Here is a 20191-nt window from a genome sequence, read left to right as displayed (position 1 = left end):
ACTCCCTTTGCCTATTTCGTTAATTTAAATGCGAATGACATTAGATCTACGCTGTTCGGACCAACATAACCTATAAAATCTCCTAGGTCACTTGTAAAAGAAAGATCCGAATGATAATAGCGAAGCTGGCTTTCATCTATAGTAAACGTAATGGTCTTGCTCTCACCGGGCTGGAGAGAGACTTTCTCAAACGCCTTAAGTTCCAACAGCGGACGTACAACTTCACCCGCAACATCCCGAATGTACAACTGGACGGTTTCCTCGCCAGCAGCAGGCCCTTGGTTAGTCACGCGGACACTTACACTTACAGGTTGATTCACCGTCATCTCGTCCGATGAAACAACAAGTTCGTCGTAGGCGTATGTTGTATAACTTAATCCAAAACCAAAAGGAAGCAGCGGTTCATTAGGAATATCCAAATATTGCGAAACATATCGGACTTGTGCATCCGGAGCACCTTGCGGACGCCCGGTGTTAAACCGATTGTAGTAAACAGGGACCTGGCCCACCGAATACGGGAACGACATCGTTAATTTCGCGGACGGATTGATATCTCCGTACAGAATATCCGCAATCGCACGTCCGCCTTCGCTGCCTGGGAACCAAGCTTCCAAGACGGCATCCGTCTGATCCATAACCCCATGCAGATCCAATGGTCGTCCATTGAAGAGTATGGCAACCATAGGTTTATTCAATGGCTTCAATTTCGCGATGAGCTCCAATTGCGCTTCAGGCAACCGGATATTCGCACGGCTTCCAGCCTCACCGCTCATGTCGGAATGTTCCCCCAAAGCCAGCACGATAACATCCGCTTGTGCTGCGACTTGCAGTGCTTCCTCGAGCATCGCCGAAGTGATGCTTTCGATCTCACATCCTTGTGCCGTCAGAAGTTCACTTGGCTCCACATGGCCTTTCATGCCATCATAAAGTTGAACCGCATCGTCTTTTGAGCCTAGCCATGACCAAGGTCCAAGAATGTCACCGTTCTGCGCGAACGGACCGATCAGCGCAACTTTTTGCGTCTTCTGAAGCGGTAATACAACATCATTCTTCAACAGAACAATGGATTTCGTCGCGAGTTCATAAGCAGCTTGGCGATGTTCCTCGCAATATACGATTTCTTGCTCACGTGCGACGTCTGCCCCGCGATGCGGTTGCTCGAAGAGGCCGAGCTTCGCTTTTAAGGTTAATATACGAAGAACTGACTCATCGATCAAAGCTTCTTCTACAAGACCTTGAGCTACAAGGGCCTCTAGATGATTCACGTAGCAAGGGGTCATCATTTCAATATCTACGCCGGCTTGAATCGCTTTCAAAGCGGCCTCCGCTTCATCCGCGGCAACGCCATGCGGGATCATTTCCTTTACAGCACCCCAGTCGGAAATCAGAACGCCCTCAAATCCCCACTCTTCACGAAGCAAGTCACGCATCAAGGCTTTGTTCCCTGTAGCCGGAATGCCGTCAACCGTATTGAAGGACGTCATCACCATCTCGCAACCTTCATCTAATGCTGCCTTGTAAGCCGGAAGATAGTACTCTCTACGCTGACGCTCTGACATATCAACCGTATTGTAGTCTCTTCCCCCTTCTCCCGCGCCATATGCAGCAAAATGCTTAACGCAAGCCGCAACGCGATCGGTATCATCCAGGCTGTCGCCTTGGAAACCGCGTACGAATGCTCTGGCGAACTCACTATTTAAGTATGGATCTTCTCCGGTAGACTCCATCACTCTGCCCCAGCGCGGATCGCGAACCAAATCAACCATGGGGGCGAACGTAACATGAACACCCGAAACCGATGCTTCTTTGGCAGCAATCTCTGCGCTCTTCTCTGCCAGCTTCATATCCCATGAGCAGCCAATTGCGAGCGGAACCGGAAAAATGGTCTTAAATCCATGAACAATGTCCGCCATAAATAGAAGAGGAATACCCAGACGATTATTCCGCATATGTGCTTCCTGCACAGCGATAACTTCACGCGCCCCTGTAACACCTAGAGCAGATCCTGTATCACAGACATTCTCTTTAGTGATTCCCATGGCCTCCATAGGCCCTGTGATTTGTCCATCTTGCTCGGCTCCTTCAAAAAAAGGACCCGCTAATTGCATTAATTGAGCAATCTTTTCTTGTAATGTCATTTGACGCATAAGGGATAATAATTGCTCATGTTTCATGACAAAACCTCCGTTTGATGTCTTATTCTAATCCATAACTCATGCTTATTTATTTTATAGAAACGTTTCGATTGTGTGCTAATTGGGATTATAAACACTTTGTTTCACATGGTCAACCCTGTTGAAATAGAAATTGAAACGTTTCGATTGGAAGTTTGAACCTTTAATTATTTTTTGAGAAACCTGTTGAATACGATTTCAAAATGATATATAATGACAATCGAAACGTTTCACCAAATTAGAACACCAAGTTTAAACACAGTAGTATTTCCGATAGGGGGTTGTGAGTATTCAGTTTGTTTACTGTTTCACTCATGCGTAATTGGGTAGTTTTACAACAAAAGTGCATAATAACGGGAGGTACTTTCACGTACTTTTACTAGGAGGAGAATCAACAATGAAAAGAAAAACAATGGCCTTAGTGTTATCAAGTCTTATGCTCGTTATGGCGGCTCTGACTGGATGCTCTTCATCAAATAAAGATTCATCAGAATCCGCTGGCGGCTCCGACAAGCAAGTAACCCTGAATGTATGGGGAATGGGCGAAGAAGCCAAGTCGCTTCCTAAAATTGCTGAAGATTTCGAAAAAGAAAATCCTAACATTAAAATAAAAGTTCAAGCACTTCCTTGGGATACAGCGCATGATAAATTGCTCACAGCTGTCGCATCTAAGCAAGGACCGGATGTCCTTCAACTGGGAACGACATGGGTACCGGAATTTGGATCCGCAAAAGCTTTAATGGATATTGCCCCAATGTTGGATCAATACCCAGAGCTTAAGCCAGATAACTTCTACCCTGGATCCATTAATACAACGAAATTTGACGGGGCTACGATCGGGGTGCCTTGGTACGTTGATACACGCGTTTTATATTATCGTACAGATATTTTGCAATCGGTAGGCTATAACGAAGCACCCAAAACATGGGATGAATTGAAAGACGCTGCTACGAAATTAAAAGCTCGCGGCGGTGACAAATACGGGATCAGCTTAGATACAAAAGAACAGTCCTTAGCTTTCATGTTCGCTCGTCAGAACGGTTCCAAGCTGCTTGATGGCAACAAGCCATTATTCAATGAAGCTCCGTTCGTTGAAGCCGTTGACTACTTGAATGGTTTCTTCAAAGAAGAATTAGCGCCAATTGACTTAGGCATGGATATCATTCCTGCATTCCGTGATGATGCCATTACCCCTATGTTCATCAGCGGACCTTGGATGGTCAAAATCATTAACGATCAAGCACCCGAATTAGAAGGTAAATGGGCTACAGCTGTTCTTCCGAAAAAAGAAAACAACATTTCAGCTTTAGGTGGATCTAACTTAACTGTATTCCAATACACAAAACATAAAGATGAAGCTATGAAATTCTTGGCTTACATGAGTAAACCAGAAACACAATTGAAATGGATGGAGCTTACGAATTCACTTCCTGCTGCCAAAGAAGCATGGAACAGCGATGTATTGAAAAACAACAAGAATTACAAAGTCTTCGGCGATCAAATGGAGCATTCGGAACCTATGCCAATGATCAAACCGTATGAAGCTCTTTCCCAAAAATTCTTATCAACGTTTGAACAAATTTACCGTGCCAATGCCAACGTACAAGATGAAATGAATAAGTACAACAAAGAAGCAGAAGATATTCTGAATAACAAATAAGAATCGTGGAATGAAATTACCGGCGGGAGCAGCTCTCGTCGGTAAAATGATCTACCCGTTCGCGTTCTGTATCGAGCAAAGGAAGTGATTAGATATGAAAGGCTCTGTCAATCGAGCTCCGTATTACTTTATAGCACCAACGCTTATTTTGCTGACAATATTCTCGTTGCTGCCTATTTTTGTCGCGCTTTTTATCAGCTTTACCAACATGGATTTAGTCGGTCTGGCTGACTACTCTAACATTAAGTTCGTCGGTTTGAAAAACTATATCAACGTGTTGGCTGATCCCATCTTCTTGAAATCGATAGGTAACACCTTGTTTTATGTCATCATTGGCGTTCCGCTCGTTATCGTGTGCTCGCTCGGCGTCGCGCTTATGATCAATTTCGGCAAAGCTCGCATCTTCAAAGCTTTCCGGGTCATTTTCTATATGCCAGCCGTCACGAACGTCGTCGCTGTCGCAGTAGTATGGGGATATATGTACAACACCAAATTCGGTCTGTTCAATTATATTCTGGAGTCCATTCACTTACCTGCTGTTCCTTGGCTAACTCATCCGGTATGGGCGAAGCTGTCCCTTATTCTATTAGCCGTATGGAGAGCGATCGGGTTAAACATGATTATCTTTATTGCCGCGTTACAAGGCATTCCCAAATCGTATTATGAAGCTGCGCAACTGGATGGAGCAAGCAACTGGAAACAGTTGACCTCAATTACATTGCCGATGCTGCGTTTTGCAATTTTCTTTGTATCCATCACGACGATGATCGGTTGGCTTCAATTCTTCGAAGAACCATTTATTATGACGCAAGGCAAGCCGCTCGACAGCACCACTTCCGTAGCATTGTTCATTTACCGTAACGGGTTCCAATTGAGCAACTTCGGGTACGCTGCCGCTGGTTCCTTTGTACTGTTCTTCGCGATTATCATCATTACGTTGATACAATTTAAATTCCAGAACAAAGACACGGATCTTTAATTACAGAATGGAGGTGCTCGTATGAAATCCAGCTCTACAGCAGCAATGAAACCCATGAAATCCACCAACCGCCAAGAAAAGCTGTTCCAGTGGTTCGTTGGAATCATCCTAACCATCGGCGGCATCCTCATGCTCATCCCATTTTTCTGGATGGTGCTATCGTCGCTCAAACATGAAAGCGAGCTAATGAAGCTGCCGCTTACGATTTTCCCATCAAGTCCAACGTTAGAGAACTTCACGAAATTGTTTGAGAATATGAATTTTGCCGTTTACTTGAAGAATACTTTGATTATCGTCTTCTTCTCTTTTATCGGATTGTTCCTGAACGCCGCAGCCGGATTCGGATTTGCGAAATACGACTTTAAAGGAAGAGATTCCTTGTTCTATATCGTACTCGCTACGATGATGATTCCGGGACAAGTAACGATGATTCCTGTCTACCTTATTCTCAACATGATGAATTTAACGAATACGATGATCGGTATTGTTCTGCCTGGGCTTGTCGGTGCTTTCGGAATTTTCTTGTTCCGTCAGTTCATGTCAACCATTCCGAATGAATTGTTAGAAGCAACGCGTCTGGATGGCGCAAGTGAATTCCGGTTATTCGTTCAAATTATATTGCCGTTGACGAAGCCGATCCTTGCCGTGCAAGGGATTCTTACCTTCATTGCAGGATGGAACAGCTTCCTCTGGCCATTGATCATCGCTAATGATGAGAAGCTGTACACCTTATCCGTAGGACTTTCCCTACTCAAAGGGCAATACGGCGGCAACTATGCGTTACAAATGGCAGGATCCGCTTTCATGATTATTCCTGTCATCATTATCTTTATAATCTTCCAAAAACATATCATCGAAAATTACACCATTTCTGGTATGAAATAAGCGTCATTCCAAACAACAAAGCGGTGAAGCCTTCCCCTATCGGAGGACTTCACCGCTTTGTTGTTGCTTCAACTTATCAACCTTAAGATCACATTACAACATATCACGGAACAATGCCGGTGAAATGCCGCAATATTTTTTGAATTGCTTGTAGAAATAACTGGGGTCGATATAGCCCACCTTGCAGGCAATTTCATTCGTCTTGTATTGCGAATCCGCCAACAGCTGTTTTGCCGCCTCGATCCGGTATTTATTCAAATAATCCGAGAATAATTGCCCCGTTTCCCGCTGAAACAATCTCCCCAAATACACCGGGTGCATATTGTACGTTTGTGCCAAGGTTTTGAGCGAGATCTCACGCTCATACTGCGCCTCCACATGCTTCACGACCTGTTTAATCACAGGGCTTAACCCGTCATCCTCCATGCGGATGCATTCCATCGCCGCCCCCGCAATCCGCTTAACATGTTCTTTCATTTGGTCCAGCGTATGGATGCGGAATATCCCCGTGAATAAAGCTTTGTAATCCTGCATCCAGTCTGTCGAATATGGATAATTCTGCATCAGCTGCTTGGTATGTAGGATGCATTCCACAGCGCTATTCCGGATTTGAGAAGGAGAGGCCACCTGGCTGCACTGGAGCTCATTGAACCACGTATCGATAAAGACGTCCAGCTTCGATCTTTCCATGCCGAGAAGCAGCTTCGTATACGTCTGCAGATCCATATCCCAACGTTTATTCGAAATATCCAATTGAACGAATTCTTCATCCATCATCTCATGATGCTCGTAAATCAGAAAGTATTCTTGTAATTTCTTCGCGGATTCGTAGCTTGCCGGCACGTTGCTGTGGTTCAACTCCATTCTCCCCAGGGAGATATACAGTTGGATCCCCTTGTGCTTTGCGGTCACACTGCTGCGGCATCGGTCAAGGGTACCTTGCAGATTAGCCTTGTGGTTCATGTGGTCATGGCTCCCCGAGATGATGATGATATCCCCTTCCGGATCGCAGAAACATTGGCAACCCTCGCTGCGTTCCGCATGATACCTGCTGATCTGGTAGAGGTCCTGCATCACGTCTTCCGCAAGCGGATGATGATCTGCCTTGAGGGGACGAATAACAGCGATCCTGTAATAAGGGTAATCGATATGAAAAGAGAGCATCAACGCACGACTCTTCAACTCCGCCGTATCAATTCGGTTCGAGACCCAGCGATATAGAATATTATCCCTCAGAATATCGAGACTGTTCGACGGGATGCTCTCCGGCCGCTGCCTTGTATCCAATTTCTCGACCGTACGCGTCAACGTCTGCTTCAATTCGCCGACTTGGATCGGTTTGAGCAAATAATTTTCAATCCCGTACTGCAGGCCTTCTTTAATATAGTTAAAATCATCATACCCGCTCAAAACGATGCACTTCATCTCCGGGAACTGTTCCCGGGCTCGGCTGATTAATTCCAGCCCATTCATGGTCGGCATCGTAATATCCGTAATGAGGATATCGATGTGCATCTGCTGCAGGGCGATGAGCGCTTGGTCCCCATCTGACGCCTCCCCTACAATCTCAAGTCCATAATCTTCCCAAGGAATAATATAGGGCATTCCCTCCAGAATAAAGGGTTCGTCATCTACGATAAAAACATTATACATGTGCAAGCTCTCCTCCTTTGGCATAAGGCAGCATCATTCTTATATTTGTTCCGGCATTCATGCGGCTATCCAAGTGAAGGTGACATTCCTCTCCATATATGATTTTCAACCGCTCATTAACGTTACGAAGCCCAATCGATGCGTGACTATGTTCATCAAGCTGATTCAAACGTTCCCGCAGTTGTTCCAGCTTTTCCGCCGACATCCCTTTGCCGTTATCTTGAATAGATACACATGCATACCCATCCTCTGCGGTGACGCGAATGTGAATTTCGTTATCATGGCGGTTCAGCCATATCCCATGCATAATGTAATTTTCGATAATGGGCTGCAAGGAACATTTAATGACGGAAATATGGGATATTTCTTGATCCATCGTAATCGTATAGGCGAATTTGTTCTTGTACCGGATCTGAAATAACTCTAAATATTGCCGACAGTATTCCAACTCATCGACCATGGTCACGATCGTATCGTATTTAATCGAATATTTCAGCAGATTGCTCAAGATGCAGATCATATCCGCAACGTCATGCGCCGACTTCGAGAGCGCCCTCATTCGGATCGCCTCTAACGTGTTATATAAAAAATGGGGTTTGATCTGGGCCTGCAACGCAATCAGTTCCGCATGCTTCTTCTTCACTTCGGACAAATATACGCGGTTAATGTAATCATTCAGCTCTTCGCACATATGATTGAACCGACTGGATATCAGTGATAATTCATCCTCCTCAACCAGCGGAATCCGTACGGATAGATCTCCGTTCTGCAATCGGCGCATGGCTTTGACAATCGTCTGCGTCCGCCTGGACACATTCCGAATGGCTGCATAGGTGAACAAAATCGCTGCCACAATACATCCTGCCGTCACGAATATGATCGTATTGCGCAGGCCCCGGTTCGCTGCATACAATTCGGCTTTTGGAAGAACCGACGCGATCAGAAAATCGGTCTTACTTGAGGTTAGGACATCAACGTATGACTCTTCCGCTAACATACCTGTTCCTGATCCCCGACTCATCTGCTGCATATAGGGATAGGTTGCTCCGTAATACCGGTCGGAGGAGTCGTAAATCACCTTGCCCTCTTTGGATAATACGACGATATATCCCTTAATGGGATCTTGCTGCTGGTGCAGAATGCGGCCAATGCCATTGGCATTGTAGTTCATGATGATGCTTCCCATGCTCTGCAAAGTGGCAGGGTCGTTGATCGCACTCTGGGTACTGAATAAGGATTTCTCTGGGATGATATCAGCGTAAGGCGCTGAAGGCGTGATGCGAATGAATTTAGGGGCTCCAGAACCGCTGCTTGCGCTAAGAAGCTCAGAAGGTGGATCTGCCAACTGCATATATTTTTGAATATCGTAGGGTTTGAATGTATATATAAATTGCTGATCCTTGCTATACAGCATCATACTGTCGACATCGCTATCGCCCTCCAGACGGAAATGGAAGAAGACGTTCATATTCCGGGCCGTAAATCCGCTGCTCTTCGCATATTGATCTAATCGATAGTGGGAGTAGTCCGAAATGTCATGCTTTAGAAAATACAATACATCCTCCAACATCGCCTGATCGGTATAGAGCTGCTGAATGGTCTGCATGGAATATAGATATTTCCCGTCTACATAAGATCGAATGCCCTCTAATACTTGCTTGTTCATATTCAATTCCTTCTGTACCCAATGATCTGCATAATACTGATACGCCACAATGGACAAGGCCAACAAAGACAGGATGGTGATGGAGGAATACACGATCAACAGCTTGTTGAACATTTTTCGTCGAAAATGCTGCTTATACCATTCGATCATCGTATCGATAACCACCTTTCACAGGGAGGATCCAAAACATTATTTAATTTCAACACTGATAGTTTAATTTTTTAAGATTCCTATGATCCATGCTTTTGCTATGATGAAATGGAGCTTACGTCACGTCGTGACATGATGAACGGATTGGAGGGATTATGTGAAGGCAACCTTGCGGTTTATCAAAGATCTTAATAAGAACAAAGCGTTTCTGTGGATGGTTCTACCTGGAGCCTTGTGGTTCCTGTTCTTTTCCTATCTTCCTATCCTCGGAACGGTCATTGCCTTTAAGCAATACCGGTTCCACAAAGACGGCTTCCTCGCCAGCATTATCAACAGCCAGTGGGTGGGATGGAAAAACTTTGAGTTTCTTTTCAGTACTGAAGACGCTTACATTATTACACGAAACACGATCTTGTACAATTTTATTTTTATTGTAAGCGGTTTAGTATGTTCTGTCCTGATGGCGATCATTCTGAGCGAGATCGTGAATCGCAAACTTGCCAAATGGTATCAGACAGGCATGTTTTTGCCCCATTTCTTATCTTGGATCGTCGTGAGTTACTTCGCTTTTAGCTTTTTAAGCGCGGATAAAGGTGCCTTGAACCAGCTCCTCGGCAGCTTCGGGGTCGAGCCGATCGCTTGGTATTCCGAGACTGCCTACTGGCCATATATCCTCGTACTGATGAACTTGTGGAAAACGATCGGGTATACCAGCGTCGTCTATCTCGCAGCCATTATCGGCATTGATAAGTCTTATTATGAAGCTGCTATGATCGATGGAGCGAATAAGTGGCAGCAAATTCGCAATATTACGATTCCTATGATCAAACCTCTGATGATTATTCTCACTTTGCTCGCCATCGGTAGAATTTTCTATTCGGATTTCGGCCTTTTCTATCAAGTGCCTCGCAACTCGGGTTCGCTATTCTCTGTTACGAATGTTATTGATACGTATGTCTACCGGGGTTTAAAAGTCTCGGGCGAAATCGGGATGAGTACGGCTGCAGGTCTCTATCAATCCTTCATTGGATTCATCCTCGTCCTGACCTCCAATGCCCTTGTACGAAAAATCAACAAGGATCAGGCTCTATTCTAATTCATCCTTATGACTACGGTCGGCGAGAGGAAGTGTTTACGTGGACAATCAGCCAGTCTATACATCCCCCCCAGGGATACAACAAACGCGAAAACGTAAGAGCCGCGATTTTTCACAACTGTCTCCGTTCTGGAATGTGATCGCGAATCTTATTGCGGGTGTGTTCTCCATTTTGTGTGTATTCCCATTTGTATTTGTATTGATCCTTTCGTTCACGGATGAGGACACCCTTGCCATGAACGGATATCGAATTTTCCCGGAGAAATGGAGTATTGACGCCTATTCCTATATTTTCAACGTCGGCAATCAGCTCCTTCGTTCCTATGGTGTAACCTTGTTCATTACCGTCGTAGGCACGTTGCTCAGCCTAGTCATCATTTCCCTATATGCCTACGCGCTATCGCGCAAGTCCTTCAAATACCGGGGATTTTTCTCCTTCATTGCTTTCTTCACGTTGTTGTTCAACGGAGGACTGGTCCCGTTCTATATGGTCGCCACTCAATTGCTGCATATCAAAGATTCCATTTGGGCGCTGATCCTTCCGCTATGCGTCAATGCCTTTTACATCCTGATCATGCGTACGTTTTTCTTGACGATGGTGCCTGACGCGATCATTGAATCGGGGAAAATCGATGGCGCAAGCGAGTTCCGCGTATTTCGAAGTCTCGTACTCCCCCTGTCGCTTCCCGGCCTTGCTACCATTGGCCTGTTCAGCACCTTAGGCTATTGGAACGACTGGTTCAATGCCCTGTTGTTTATTGAGAATCCGAAGCTTGTCCCGCTTCAAGCTATGTTAATGCGAATTGAGAACAACATGCAGTTCATTCTCCAGAACTCCAGTATGATGAGCAGCGCCGAAGGTCTGGAAATCATTCGTAACATGCCGCAAGATACATCGAGGATGGCTATGGTTATTCTGGCTACGGGACCCATCGTTCTCGCCTATCCTTTCTTTCAGCGTTATTTCGTGCAAGGACTTACGATCGGAGCCGTGAAGGAATAAATACCGTGCTGTACATTACCAAGGCAGTGGACTATAAGCTCTGCTGCGCTTGCTAATGATAGATAAGATGATATTGCCATTAAAAGGAGGAGTAACATGTCAAAACGCAACTTGCTACTAACTCTCATCTGTATCGTGCTCTCATTCAGCTTCCTATCTGCCTGCGGTGGAGGAGGGTCGTCCTCCAATACAACGGAACCGCCTGCAACAACCACAGAACCGCCCAAAGATACGAAGGAGGCCGAAGCGAAATCCGCGGAAAAAACAGACGAGAAACCTGTTGAGCTGATCTGGTACATGATCGGTACGCCGCAGAAAGACACGGATAAAGTTTTTGAAGAACTCAGCAAATATACAAAGGAAAAAATCAACGCAACCGTCAAAATGAAGCTGCTCGATTGGGGCGAATATGACCAGAAGATGCCCGTCATTGCCGCATCCGGCGAGCCGTTCGACATCGCTTTCACCTGTTCTTGGGCATTTAACTATGTGACCAATGCAAGAAAAGGCGCATTCTTAGAAATTGGCAAACTACTAGACGAGAAAGGCGCTGGTATCAAAGAAGTCCTGCATCCTGCTTTCCTAGAGGGAGCAAAAGTAGACGGCAAGCTCTACGCCATCCCAACGAACAAGGAACTTCCAGCACAAGACGTATGGCGGTTCAACCAGAAATTCGTAGAGAAGTACAATTTCGATATTTCCAGCGTGAAGTCTCTTGAGAGCCTGGAGCCAATGCTTAAGACCATCAAAGAGAAAGAGAAAGGCATCGTGCCGCTCGGAGGCGACAAGAATTTCAAGCCGTTATTGCCGTTCGACTACGTGGATGAGTCCATTCCGATTGCTTTATATGCTGACGGGCGCGACACCAAGCTCATGAACATCCTCGAAACACCTGAAACGATGCAAGCACTTGAGACGATGCACAAGTATTATAAAGCGGGTTATGTATCCAAAGATCTAAGCACGATCAACTCTAACGATTATAGTAAAACAGGCAAATGGTTCACGGACAGGGCCAATACGGCTCCGTTAGCCGACAATCAATGGTCAGCATCCTACGGCTACAAGATTGTGTCTACGCCTGCGAATGATCCGCTCGTCTATAATTGGTCCGTTACGGGCAGTATGAACGCGATTTCCGCAACATCTCAGAACCCCGAGAAAGCCATGGAATTCCTTAATTTATTGAATACAGATCCTTATGTACGCAACATGGTGGGGTATGGTATTGAAAATGTGCATTATAAAAAGATTGGCGACAACCGGATCGAGCTGCTGCCTGCTTTGACCGAAGGATATACGGTACCGGGCTTTGCACTTGGCAACGTGATGATTACGTACCTACAGAAAGATGACCCCGAGAACAAATGGGACGAATACAAGAAATTCAACGAATCCGCGAAAAACGCACCATTATTAGGCTTTAACTTCGACCCTACGCCTGTCATGAACGAGATGGCGGCCTTGAAGAACGTCAAGGAAGAGTTCTATCCGCCGCTTATGACAGGTACTGTCGATCCCGTGGTGAATTTACCAAAAGCCATTAAAAAATTCAAAGATGCCGGCATCGATAAAGTACGCGATGAGATGCAGCGTCAATTCGATGAATGGAGAGCGAAGCAGTAGCACGATTTGAAGGGGTCCAATCTCATGGTGAGATTGGACCCCTTGTTAATGAGGTGTGTTGATTTGCGGCTGTACCCGCCGGCTGTGCCACGCGGCTGTACCCCCTCCTCATCACGTTCCACACATGATTCGTCTTTTTAATGACAATCCGCCGGTTTCAAAATGAATGATCTCTCAAAATCAGCGTTCTACTGTGTGTCATACCCTAGTGAAAACGGGGAGCGGTTGGTCTATGAATGACCACCGCGCCCCGTTCTTTTTATGATTACAATGTTTTCTTTTTCGGACTAATTGCGTGTATGTATTTAATTGTAAGTTTCCATAACACTTTCCCCAACCAAAACATCAATACACCAATTACAATAGAAATTGGTAAGAACTGCATTGGGCTTGGTGTAAATGTTCCCATCTCCATTGTTATTCCGGCAATATCATATCCCATAAGATACCCGACAAATTTAATAATTCCGCCTATTGGTGTAATAACACCACCAATCATAAAAGCAATGGAAAGAGTACTGATAAAAGGCAAAAGAATCATACCGCTGACGCCTGCAAAGCTTCTACAAAATGCAAATATTGCGCCGAATTTACTCCAACTAAATTTATTGTTCTTTGAAATGGCTTCACCTAAGTATGCTTTCGCTAATTCTTTTGGGTTTCCTAACCGTTCGATGATTTGCTCAGAAGATACACCATTATTTTGCAATTCAAGCATTACGCTTTTGATTTCTTTTACAATGTCAATACGCTCGGAATCGGACATAGATTTCAAATACTTTTCAATTTTTACAAGATAGTCATTCAGAATTTTATCCATCATTTAACGCTCCTTTAATTTCTGATATAGCTGTTAATAAATTATCCCATTCTAAGGACATCGCATTTAAGTATTCGTTTCCTTTTTCTGTAAGGGTATAATATTTTCTCGGTGGTAAGCCCTCTGTACTTTCTTGCCAAGATGAAGAAATATATTCTTCTTTCAATAATCTTCTAAGCAGTGGATAAATTGTATTTTCTTTTGCTGCAACAATAGGATACTGCTCTAACTTACTTATGATTTCATACCCATAATATGGTCGTTGCTTTATCAGCAATAGAATACAAAAATCGAGTGTTCCTCGCTTAATTTGTGATTTCCAATCTTCTACATTCATGTATTATACCTCCTGCATATACATCGTACAACACAGTACATCAAATATCAATAGTATATCAGGTTTTTTTGTTCAACGTGATAGAGATATTTTGAAAGGAATTCAGTACCAATTTGAGATAAATCGTTTAGTTGGCTTTTGATTAAACGGGAAAATACATGCTGTAGAAATAAAACATCGCATCAGTTAAAACGTTGATTAAGTACTTCTAGGCTCATGAGTGTAGCTGTATTTGCATAAAGCTGACTACATAATCGAGTGAGGGAATCGTTTGCTACATGTTGACTGATCCAAATACATAAAGCAACCAAATCTCGTGCGCCATATTACTTTTCCGTTTTACAAAACCTGTCTCTTGTCGTTGCCGCCAGAATTCCAAAAAGCCCAAACTTATTTTTATAAGTAAGTTTGGGCTTTTGAACCAGAAAGGTATATTTTTAACGGTAAAAACTATGACAAAATTTTTCCGTTTTTCCTTTTTGCCTACTTGCTAAATTCAGCAAGTAAAATATTTTTAAAAGGATTAGGACTGTTATCTCTACCCAAACTGTTCAAACTGACGGCCAACGTATGCTTGCCTCCAAGTGTACCTCCAGCAAAAGTAGAAAACCCTAGAATGCCACCTGTGTGTCCCCATATCGAGACACCGTTTGGAAGCTTTGTTTCAAAGATTCCAAGGCCATATCTATCGATTCCTGCTCTTCCTACAGGAACTGTAGTAAGCATTTGTTTTAGTTGCTGTTCCTTCAGTAATTTGCCACCGAGCAAGGAAGAGAAGAATTTATTTAAGTCGTCAGCAGTAGAAATCATATCTCCAGCCGAGCTACCTGCACTTGGGTTATAATATGTAACGTCTTTTATCTCACTTGCTTCGTCTGATTGGGAATATCCCCGAGGATGCTTGGTGCCTGGAATAACGCTTGAATTGCCAGGTAGGAATGTATCCGACAATTCAAGCGGTTCAATAATCCGATTTTCAATCTCTTCTGCGTAGCTGTTTCCGGTTATTTTTTCAATAAGAATACCCAGTAATACGTATCCTGTGTTTGAATAAGACCAGCCCTTTCCTGGGAGAAAGTCTGGGGGCAGAGAAATCCCCATCTTCACTATTCCTTCAGCCGTATACGATTTTTTTGTATCCATAAAATCAGCGTCTTTTGACCTTGAGTATTCAGCGATACCACTTGTATGGTTCAATATCTGCCGGATGGTAATCTGTTTTCCATTATATCCGTTTCCTTGAATGACACCAGGCAACCATTTTTCGATGGAGTCGTCTAGATTCAAGCGGTTCTCTCCAGCTAATTGAAGTACAACCGTTGCGGTGAACGTCTTCGTCACGCTGCCAATACGAAAGCGAAAATCTGTTTCCATTGGTTTCTTGGTGCTCAGATTCGCTACCCCAGCCGCATAACCCCACGTTTTTCCACCCTCAGAAGTTTTAGCAAGTATCCCCGGGAATCCAAATTGCAATGTATCTCGCATTGCTTGCTTGACGTAATTATGATCTCGTTGAGTGCTTGTTTGTAACGAACGAGATACATTTTGAGTGGGCTCTGCTTTTACAATTGAGGTTGGCGATGTGTATAGCAGGGAACTTCCAGTTATTAAAAGGGCCAGACTTGCACATGTAATTTGACTACGTATTTTCATAAGGCATTCCTCTTCTCTATTAATATTGTATAGATGGTTGCTTGTTGTTCCATATTAATCACACAGCTATCACCTCCACCAATGACGAAATGTCATCATTATGTTTGTAATCATCTTCATAATTGCTGTTTTACCAACGTCATTCTGTCCTAACAAGTGGTAAATTCCTCTTTTTTCCACATGTATGTTAACCCTAGATATTACTTCTTTTCCTTGAAATACTCTTGTTAACTGGTTTGTTTTCATACATACGTCATATCTGTTCCGCCTTTCACACCTACCTCCTGCATATACATCGTACAACACAGTACCTCAATTAGCAATAGTATATCAGAATTTGTTTTTCAACGTAATAGAGACATCTTGAAAGAAATTCAGTATCAACAACCTCCAAGCGCAAGCAGAAACAGCGGGTAAGGTTTATTTCTAAACCATGAAAGTTCTATCAATAGCTACTGAGTTCCACTCTACGGCTTGTCCTCCCCTCGGCTTCACGTTCATCTCATCTCGTCTCGTGATTCGGATCTTATCCGATCGCTGAGGCTGGCAGAAATATGATAAAGTTACTGGATTTATCCAACATAGCACGCCTCTTCACACGCCTCCCTGCGTAACTTCTACCTTCTTCCGAAATAGTAAATGGTGTGCAGGGGGCTATTCTCACTATGGAAATAAACAGCCTATGACTCATTGGAATCTGGCAGTCTATGTTCACTATTGAAATTGACAGCCGATTCTCACTTTGGACCTGGCAACTTATCCTCCAATGTGGAACAAACAACCGCCTATCCTAAGGATGGCGGTTGTCTTTGTTTTCTTTTACGGAATCAACAGCTTCGCGAGCGCAGCCAAATCTAGAATATCGATCACGCCGTCTTCGTTCATATCGAACTTCTTCACCTGATTCCAGTCCAGGCTTTGCGTATTTTTGCCGTAATGCGCGGCCATCATCGCCAAATCACCGATACTCACTTTGCCATCATGGTTGAAGTCACCGGTCAATCCTACCGTCACATGAATCGTCTTGGTCACACGAGCAGCCTCAACCTCCTTGCCTTCGGCGTCAGCGAGCGTATACTGCAAGGTTCCGACGGTTCCGGACTGATTCGAAGCCACTTCTAATGCACGGAAGCGGAGGCTGATGATATCTACACCCGCTGTCGATGCATGGTCTGTTCCTTCGCTAGCTAGAATCAGACGAATCTTACCAGCGGGATCGTGTACCGTCTTCAGCACATTTACGCCGTTCACAAGTGATTTGACGTCCACATAGCTGAACTTATCCGCAGCATATTGTACGACTAAATCCTGTGCCATGAATGAATCAGTACTGTTTCCAATGCCGATGTTCACGGTGAATTCTTCCTTGGACTTCACGGATTCCGGGGCATATACCACGGCAGTGACCCCTTCGGACTCATGAGGAACAACAGTTACCTGTGCAGATGCAGAGACCTCCGCGACCGCAGCAGTTACGGTTGCCGTCCCTGCCTTCAGCGCGGTTAGGACGCCCTGCTCGTCGACGCGGACGATATCCGCAGCACTGCTGCTCCACGTCACCTTCTTATCTGTCGCATCTTCCGGCGTCACGGTTGCTTTCAGGGCTAACGTATCTCCCGTCTTTAAGCTTACCGTCGTCTGATCCAATTGAATGCCACTAACGGGTACACCCGTATTGCCTTCCTGAGGCATGAGCGTCAATGCCATAATACGCATATAAGCATCGCTTGGGAGCGTGAGACTAACCACTTCTTTACCAGGATCAGTCGTCAAGTAATATGCGAAGATGTAATTTTGTTTCGTTTGATCCGAGCCTTGGAAGGAATTATGGCGGTGATCCAATGTAAGCGCTACATGTTGTCCCGTGATATCGCTTGCGCACCAATCTTCCAGAGTGAGTTCAATGCTCGTAGATGTACCGTCTGCGTAATTGATTTTGAAAGTACCAGGGTTCTTCTTCGAGACAGAAGTCCCTAAGAACCGTAAGGAAGCATACTTGCCTTTCGTTAAAGGAATCGTCTGCCCTTGGGGCACGAGTACGTTCTTCGCACCATCTGCGAACGACCCGAATTTGTAGTCGGCTCCATCATATTTCAGCTCCGCTGGTACAAGATCTGCCGCATAGGACCAGGAACCATTGTCATAATTGCCGTCCTTCTTATTCGCTTCGGTACTGAAGCCGTCTACCGTAAAGTATCCGGACAAATCCACCTGCACGGACGGTTTTGGTTCAGGATCTGGATTTCCTTCCGTCCATTTCATGATCGTCTCGGCAGCTTGACTGCGAGTTCCGTCTTTACTGACCGCTACCAGCTGAAGCTTCGTCTGGGTTTCTGTACCCACCCGCTCCAAGGATTTCACATAAAACACCTCATCCATCACGCGTCCGATGACTTCCTTCTTTGCATTCGGCGCAATACGAGAGAGTTCATAATATCCGACATCTTGGGCATTAAAATTCCATGATACATACAGTTCCGCCTGATTGTCTTTGACGTAGGATGCATCCAGCGTAAAGTTCGTCGGTGCCGCAGGCACTGCACTAGAACCTTTCGTAACTGCAAGCTGACCAATATGCATCGTATAAGCTGAAGATGTATCGGATTCAAAGTGAAGCCCTATCGTTGCAATCGTCCGTCCGCTGTAGTTGCCTAGCTGCATCGTCTTTGTATTCCATCCCGTATTTGGGCTGCTGCCCACATCCACATACTCGATTTGATTCGGCGCATCCTCAAAGATGAGTCCAACCTTCATATGCGTAGGTCCAGCCGTATTCACTTTGTACGTCAAAGACAAGTTTACGTCTTGGGTGACGTTTAATTTTGTCTTGTACAATCGAAGATCCGTCGGATTCGTAGCATCTAGCGTACCTGATACTTTCAGCGAGGATCCGCCGTCATAAGCGGTCGTATAATCGAACGAAGCGCTGAGCGGGTTTCCCGCTCCTGAGCTCTTCGCCCACCATTGCCAGCTCGGCAGAATATCCTGAATGCCTGCATTATTCCATTCCTTCGCACTCGATGGTTCGCCATTCAAGAAGAATGCCGTCCCGTGCCCTGTATTAAAGTTGGTCACAAAAGGATAGCTTCCGATGACCGATCGCTCGGGTATGAAATGCGCAACACCGTCCCAACAGCGGTATTCTGTAGGATTATTCGGTACCCCTGCATCTGGGTAAGGACTACATCCTGTCGTTAATGTACGTCCCGTACGCGTAGGATCTTGATTCGGACCCGACCAGTATACGCGCTCCCGACGGAACACTTCATCTTGGGCATTCGGATCGAATTTGTTCGGTGCCTTGTTCCACACCATATCGGTGCCGAATAGCGCCCATCCGCTTTTCGCTGGTTTCCCCTGCGGGAAGATCAACCGCGGATCATATGGCGGGTTATAGCCATATTTATCATTTTCCGTACCGGCGAACAGCACTTTATAAGGATCTAGACCAAGACTCTTCGCATACGTATTTGCACTTGTAAGCCTTGTGTCATTCCACGCATAGTTCATGAAGATGCTATTGTTGACCGGAACTCCGTTATCCACGATCCATGGCGCATTCCGATCATTGAATCCATTCTGATAACTAATGCTGCCGCTAACGCTTAAAGAGTCATACCATTGTAAATGGAAGCCTGCAGGCGCCTTCGCGTGCATGTATTTGAGCATTTCCATAAGTTTCTTCGCATTATCTGACGAGATACTTGCTTCCTGATTAATAAAATACCCGTCAAATCCAAAATATTCAGCCATCTCGATCATTTTATCGGCCACAGGGAATGATCCATCCGGCTTCTTCTCCACCCAATCTGTAAAATTCTGACCGGCCCGCGGCCAGAACCATCCCCCTAAGCTCAACACCCCGTTCTTATGTGCTGCATCCGTATACGCAGGGTTCGGCAAGTTTATGACGCCGAATTCACGTTGGGTCTCTGATGAACCATCGACCGGCAGCCCATGCCATGACCCATATATATCGGTGTACTGCCAGAAGTTCAACAAATTCCGAGAGAAGGAGTCATTATAGCGATAAGCTTCGAAAAAGGCCTCCTTGTCATAATCTGCCGACAGATTCATCACCTGCGGTTCTGCACTCAATGCAGGATTCGCCTGCGTAGCAGCAAACGCGGGAATGCGTTCAGCCAGAGGAATACGCGACCGAAAGAATTTAGCGAATCGGTCGGTTTCTGGGCTCCAGCCTTTGAGTTGATTCACATTGTACCCATGCAAATACGGCTGGTGATCCCCCTTCGGTGTTTCAGCGGACGCAGTTGCCGCAAACGCGAACATCACAGCAGCTCCGGTTACTACCCATGCCACGAACCACTTCCTGGTCTTTCCCGTTCGTCCCCATGTACGGAACATCCATACACCCCATCTCAATTAAAGTAGTATAGCGAGGAAACACAACATGTCTGTTCTCCGCTGCTTACTATATTCATAGGACGATCGACGCGAAAGTATCACAGTCGAAACTAAAGCTTACAGG

Annotated in this window: 13 protein-coding genes and 2 pseudogenes; 6 read left to right on the top strand and 9 right to left on the bottom strand. The window is 45.1% G+C overall.

The window, feature by feature from the left end; translation table 11 throughout:
- Nucleotides 1–11: 11 nt before the first annotated feature.
- The gene (bglX, locus tag BVG16_RS10120; protein WP_078498419.1) at nucleotides 12–2174 is read right to left on the bottom strand and encodes a beta-glucosidase BglX; all 2163 of its coding nucleotides are present in this window, start codon (nucleotides 2172–2174) and stop codon (nucleotides 12–14) included.
- A 397-nt stretch (nucleotides 2175–2571) separates the two neighbouring features.
- On the opposite strand from bglX, the gene BVG16_RS10115 reads away from it, so the two are divergent.
- The 3 genes from BVG16_RS10115 to BVG16_RS10105 all read left to right on the top strand — a co-directional run bounded on the left by BVG16_RS10115 (nucleotide 2572) and on the right by BVG16_RS10105 (nucleotide 5698).
- Nucleotides 2572–3834 carry a sugar ABC transporter substrate-binding protein gene (locus BVG16_RS10115; protein WP_078498418.1) on the top strand — a complete coding sequence of 421 codons (1263 nt, stop codon included), beginning with the start codon at nucleotides 2572–2574 and terminating at the stop codon, nucleotides 3832–3834.
- Nucleotides 3835–3928: 94 nt separating this feature from the next.
- Nucleotides 3929–4813, top strand: a complete 885-nt coding sequence (locus tag BVG16_RS10110; RefSeq protein ID WP_078498417.1) for a carbohydrate ABC transporter permease — start codon at nucleotides 3929–3931, stop codon at nucleotides 4811–4813.
- Between the two features lie 54 nt (nucleotides 4814–4867).
- The gene (locus BVG16_RS10105) at nucleotides 4868–5698 is read left to right on the top strand and encodes a carbohydrate ABC transporter permease (protein ID WP_144027352.1); all 831 of its coding nucleotides are present in this window, start codon (nucleotides 4868–4870) and stop codon (nucleotides 5696–5698) included.
- Nucleotides 5699–5791: 93 nt separating this feature from the next.
- Here the strand turns inward: BVG16_RS10105 and BVG16_RS10100 are convergent, their stop codons facing one another.
- The gene (locus BVG16_RS10100; RefSeq protein ID WP_158081660.1) at nucleotides 5792–7351 is read right to left on the bottom strand and encodes a response regulator transcription factor; all 1560 of its coding nucleotides are present in this window, start codon (nucleotides 7349–7351) and stop codon (nucleotides 5792–5794) included.
- The gene (locus tag BVG16_RS10095; protein ID WP_078498415.1) at nucleotides 7344–9167 is read right to left on the bottom strand and encodes a cache domain-containing sensor histidine kinase; all 1824 of its coding nucleotides are present in this window, start codon (nucleotides 9165–9167) and stop codon (nucleotides 7344–7346) included. Before BVG16_RS10095 ends, BVG16_RS10100 begins: the two co-directional genes overlap by 8 nt.
- Nucleotides 9168–9381: 214 nt before the next feature.
- Between BVG16_RS10095 and BVG16_RS10090 the strand changes: the two genes are divergently transcribed.
- The 3 genes from BVG16_RS10090 (at nucleotide 9382) to BVG16_RS10080 (ending at nucleotide 12892) form a co-directional block, all read left to right on the top strand.
- Nucleotides 9382–10263 (top strand): ABC transporter permease, encoded by an 882-nt coding sequence (locus BVG16_RS10090; RefSeq protein ID WP_078498511.1) that lies wholly within the window; start codon nucleotides 9382–9384, stop codon nucleotides 10261–10263.
- 40 nt (nucleotides 10264–10303) lie between these two features.
- Nucleotides 10304–11266, top strand: coding sequence for a carbohydrate ABC transporter permease (locus BVG16_RS10085; protein ID WP_408635317.1), 963 nt, complete (start codon nucleotides 10304–10306; stop codon nucleotides 11264–11266).
- A 96-nt stretch (nucleotides 11267–11362) separates the two neighbouring features.
- Entirely contained in the window at nucleotides 11363–12892 is a 1530-nt protein-coding gene (locus BVG16_RS10080; protein WP_078498414.1) for an ABC transporter substrate-binding protein, read from the top strand.
- Nucleotides 12893–13157: 265 nt separating this feature from the next.
- Here BVG16_RS10080 and BVG16_RS10075 read toward each other — a convergent pair whose 3' ends face one another.
- The 6 genes and pseudogenes from BVG16_RS10075 to BVG16_RS10050 all read right to left on the bottom strand — a co-directional run bounded on the left by BVG16_RS10075 (nucleotide 13158) and on the right by BVG16_RS10050 (nucleotide 20067).
- The gene (locus BVG16_RS10075) at nucleotides 13158–13715 is read right to left on the bottom strand and encodes a DUF1700 domain-containing protein (RefSeq protein WP_233146964.1); all 558 of its coding nucleotides are present in this window, start codon (nucleotides 13713–13715) and stop codon (nucleotides 13158–13160) included.
- Nucleotides 13705–14049 (bottom strand): PadR family transcriptional regulator, encoded by a 345-nt coding sequence (locus tag BVG16_RS10070; RefSeq protein ID WP_078498412.1) that lies wholly within the window; start codon nucleotides 14047–14049, stop codon nucleotides 13705–13707. Before BVG16_RS10070 ends, BVG16_RS10075 begins: the two co-directional genes overlap by 11 nt.
- An 86-nt stretch (nucleotides 14050–14135) precedes the next feature.
- A pseudogene (locus BVG16_RS33985) lies at nucleotides 14136–14449 on the bottom strand (IS4 family transposase); the annotation flags it as partial.
- A gap of 83 nt (nucleotides 14450–14532) precedes the next feature.
- Entirely contained in the window at nucleotides 14533–15702 is a 1170-nt protein-coding gene (locus BVG16_RS10060) for a serine hydrolase domain-containing protein (RefSeq protein ID WP_078498411.1), read from the bottom strand.
- Between the two features lie 96 nt (nucleotides 15703–15798).
- Nucleotides 15799–15948 (bottom strand): annotated as a pseudogene (locus BVG16_RS33320) (ABC transporter ATP-binding protein); the annotation flags it as partial.
- 573 nt (nucleotides 15949–16521) lie between these two features.
- On the bottom strand, nucleotides 16522–20067 hold the full coding sequence (locus BVG16_RS10050) for an endo-beta-N-acetylglucosaminidase (protein WP_078498410.1): 3546 nt from the start codon (nucleotides 20065–20067) through the stop codon (nucleotides 16522–16524).
- Nucleotides 20068–20191 lie beyond the last annotated feature (124 nt).

The sequence above is a fragment of the Paenibacillus selenitireducens genome, assembly GCF_002021565.1.
Taxonomy (GTDB): domain Bacteria; phylum Bacillota; class Bacilli; order Paenibacillales; family Paenibacillaceae; genus Paenibacillus_K; species Paenibacillus_K selenitireducens.
The sequence above is the reverse complement of the archived record's forward strand: the minus strand, read 5'-3'. Positions and strand labels throughout refer to the sequence as shown.

Coding starts and splice junctions, on each gene's coding strand:
- bglX (WP_078498419.1), bottom strand. CDS start 2,174: ATGAAACATGAGCAATTATTATCCCTTATGCGTCAAATGACATTACAA.
- BVG16_RS10115 (WP_078498418.1), top strand. CDS start 2,572: ATGAAAAGAAAAACAATGGCCTTAGTGTTATCAAGTCTTATGCTCGTT.
- BVG16_RS10110 (WP_078498417.1), top strand. CDS start 3,929: ATGAAAGGCTCTGTCAATCGAGCTCCGTATTACTTTATAGCACCAACG.
- BVG16_RS10105 (WP_144027352.1), top strand. CDS start 4,868: ATGAAATCCACCAACCGCCAAGAAAAGCTGTTCCAGTGGTTCGTTGGA.
- BVG16_RS10100 (WP_158081660.1), bottom strand. CDS start 7,351: ATGTATAATGTTTTTATCGTAGATGACGAACCCTTTATTCTGGAGGGA.
- BVG16_RS10095 (WP_078498415.1), bottom strand. CDS start 9,167: ATGATCGAATGGTATAAGCAGCATTTTCGACGAAAAATGTTCAACAAG.
- BVG16_RS10090 (WP_078498511.1), top strand. CDS start 9,382: ATGGTTCTACCTGGAGCCTTGTGGTTCCTGTTCTTTTCCTATCTTCCT.
- BVG16_RS10080 (WP_078498414.1), top strand. CDS start 11,363: ATGTCAAAACGCAACTTGCTACTAACTCTCATCTGTATCGTGCTCTCA.
- BVG16_RS10075 (WP_233146964.1), bottom strand. CDS start 13,715: ATGATGGATAAAATTCTGAATGACTATCTTGTAAAAATTGAAAAGTAT.
- BVG16_RS10070 (WP_078498412.1), bottom strand. CDS start 14,049: ATGAATGTAGAAGATTGGAAATCACAAATTAAGCGAGGAACACTCGAT.
- BVG16_RS10060 (WP_078498411.1), bottom strand. CDS start 15,702: ATGAAAATACGTAGTCAAATTACATGTGCAAGTCTGGCCCTTTTAATA.
- BVG16_RS10050 (WP_078498410.1), bottom strand. CDS start 20,067: ATGTTCCGTACATGGGGACGAACGGGAAAGACCAGGAAGTGGTTCGTG.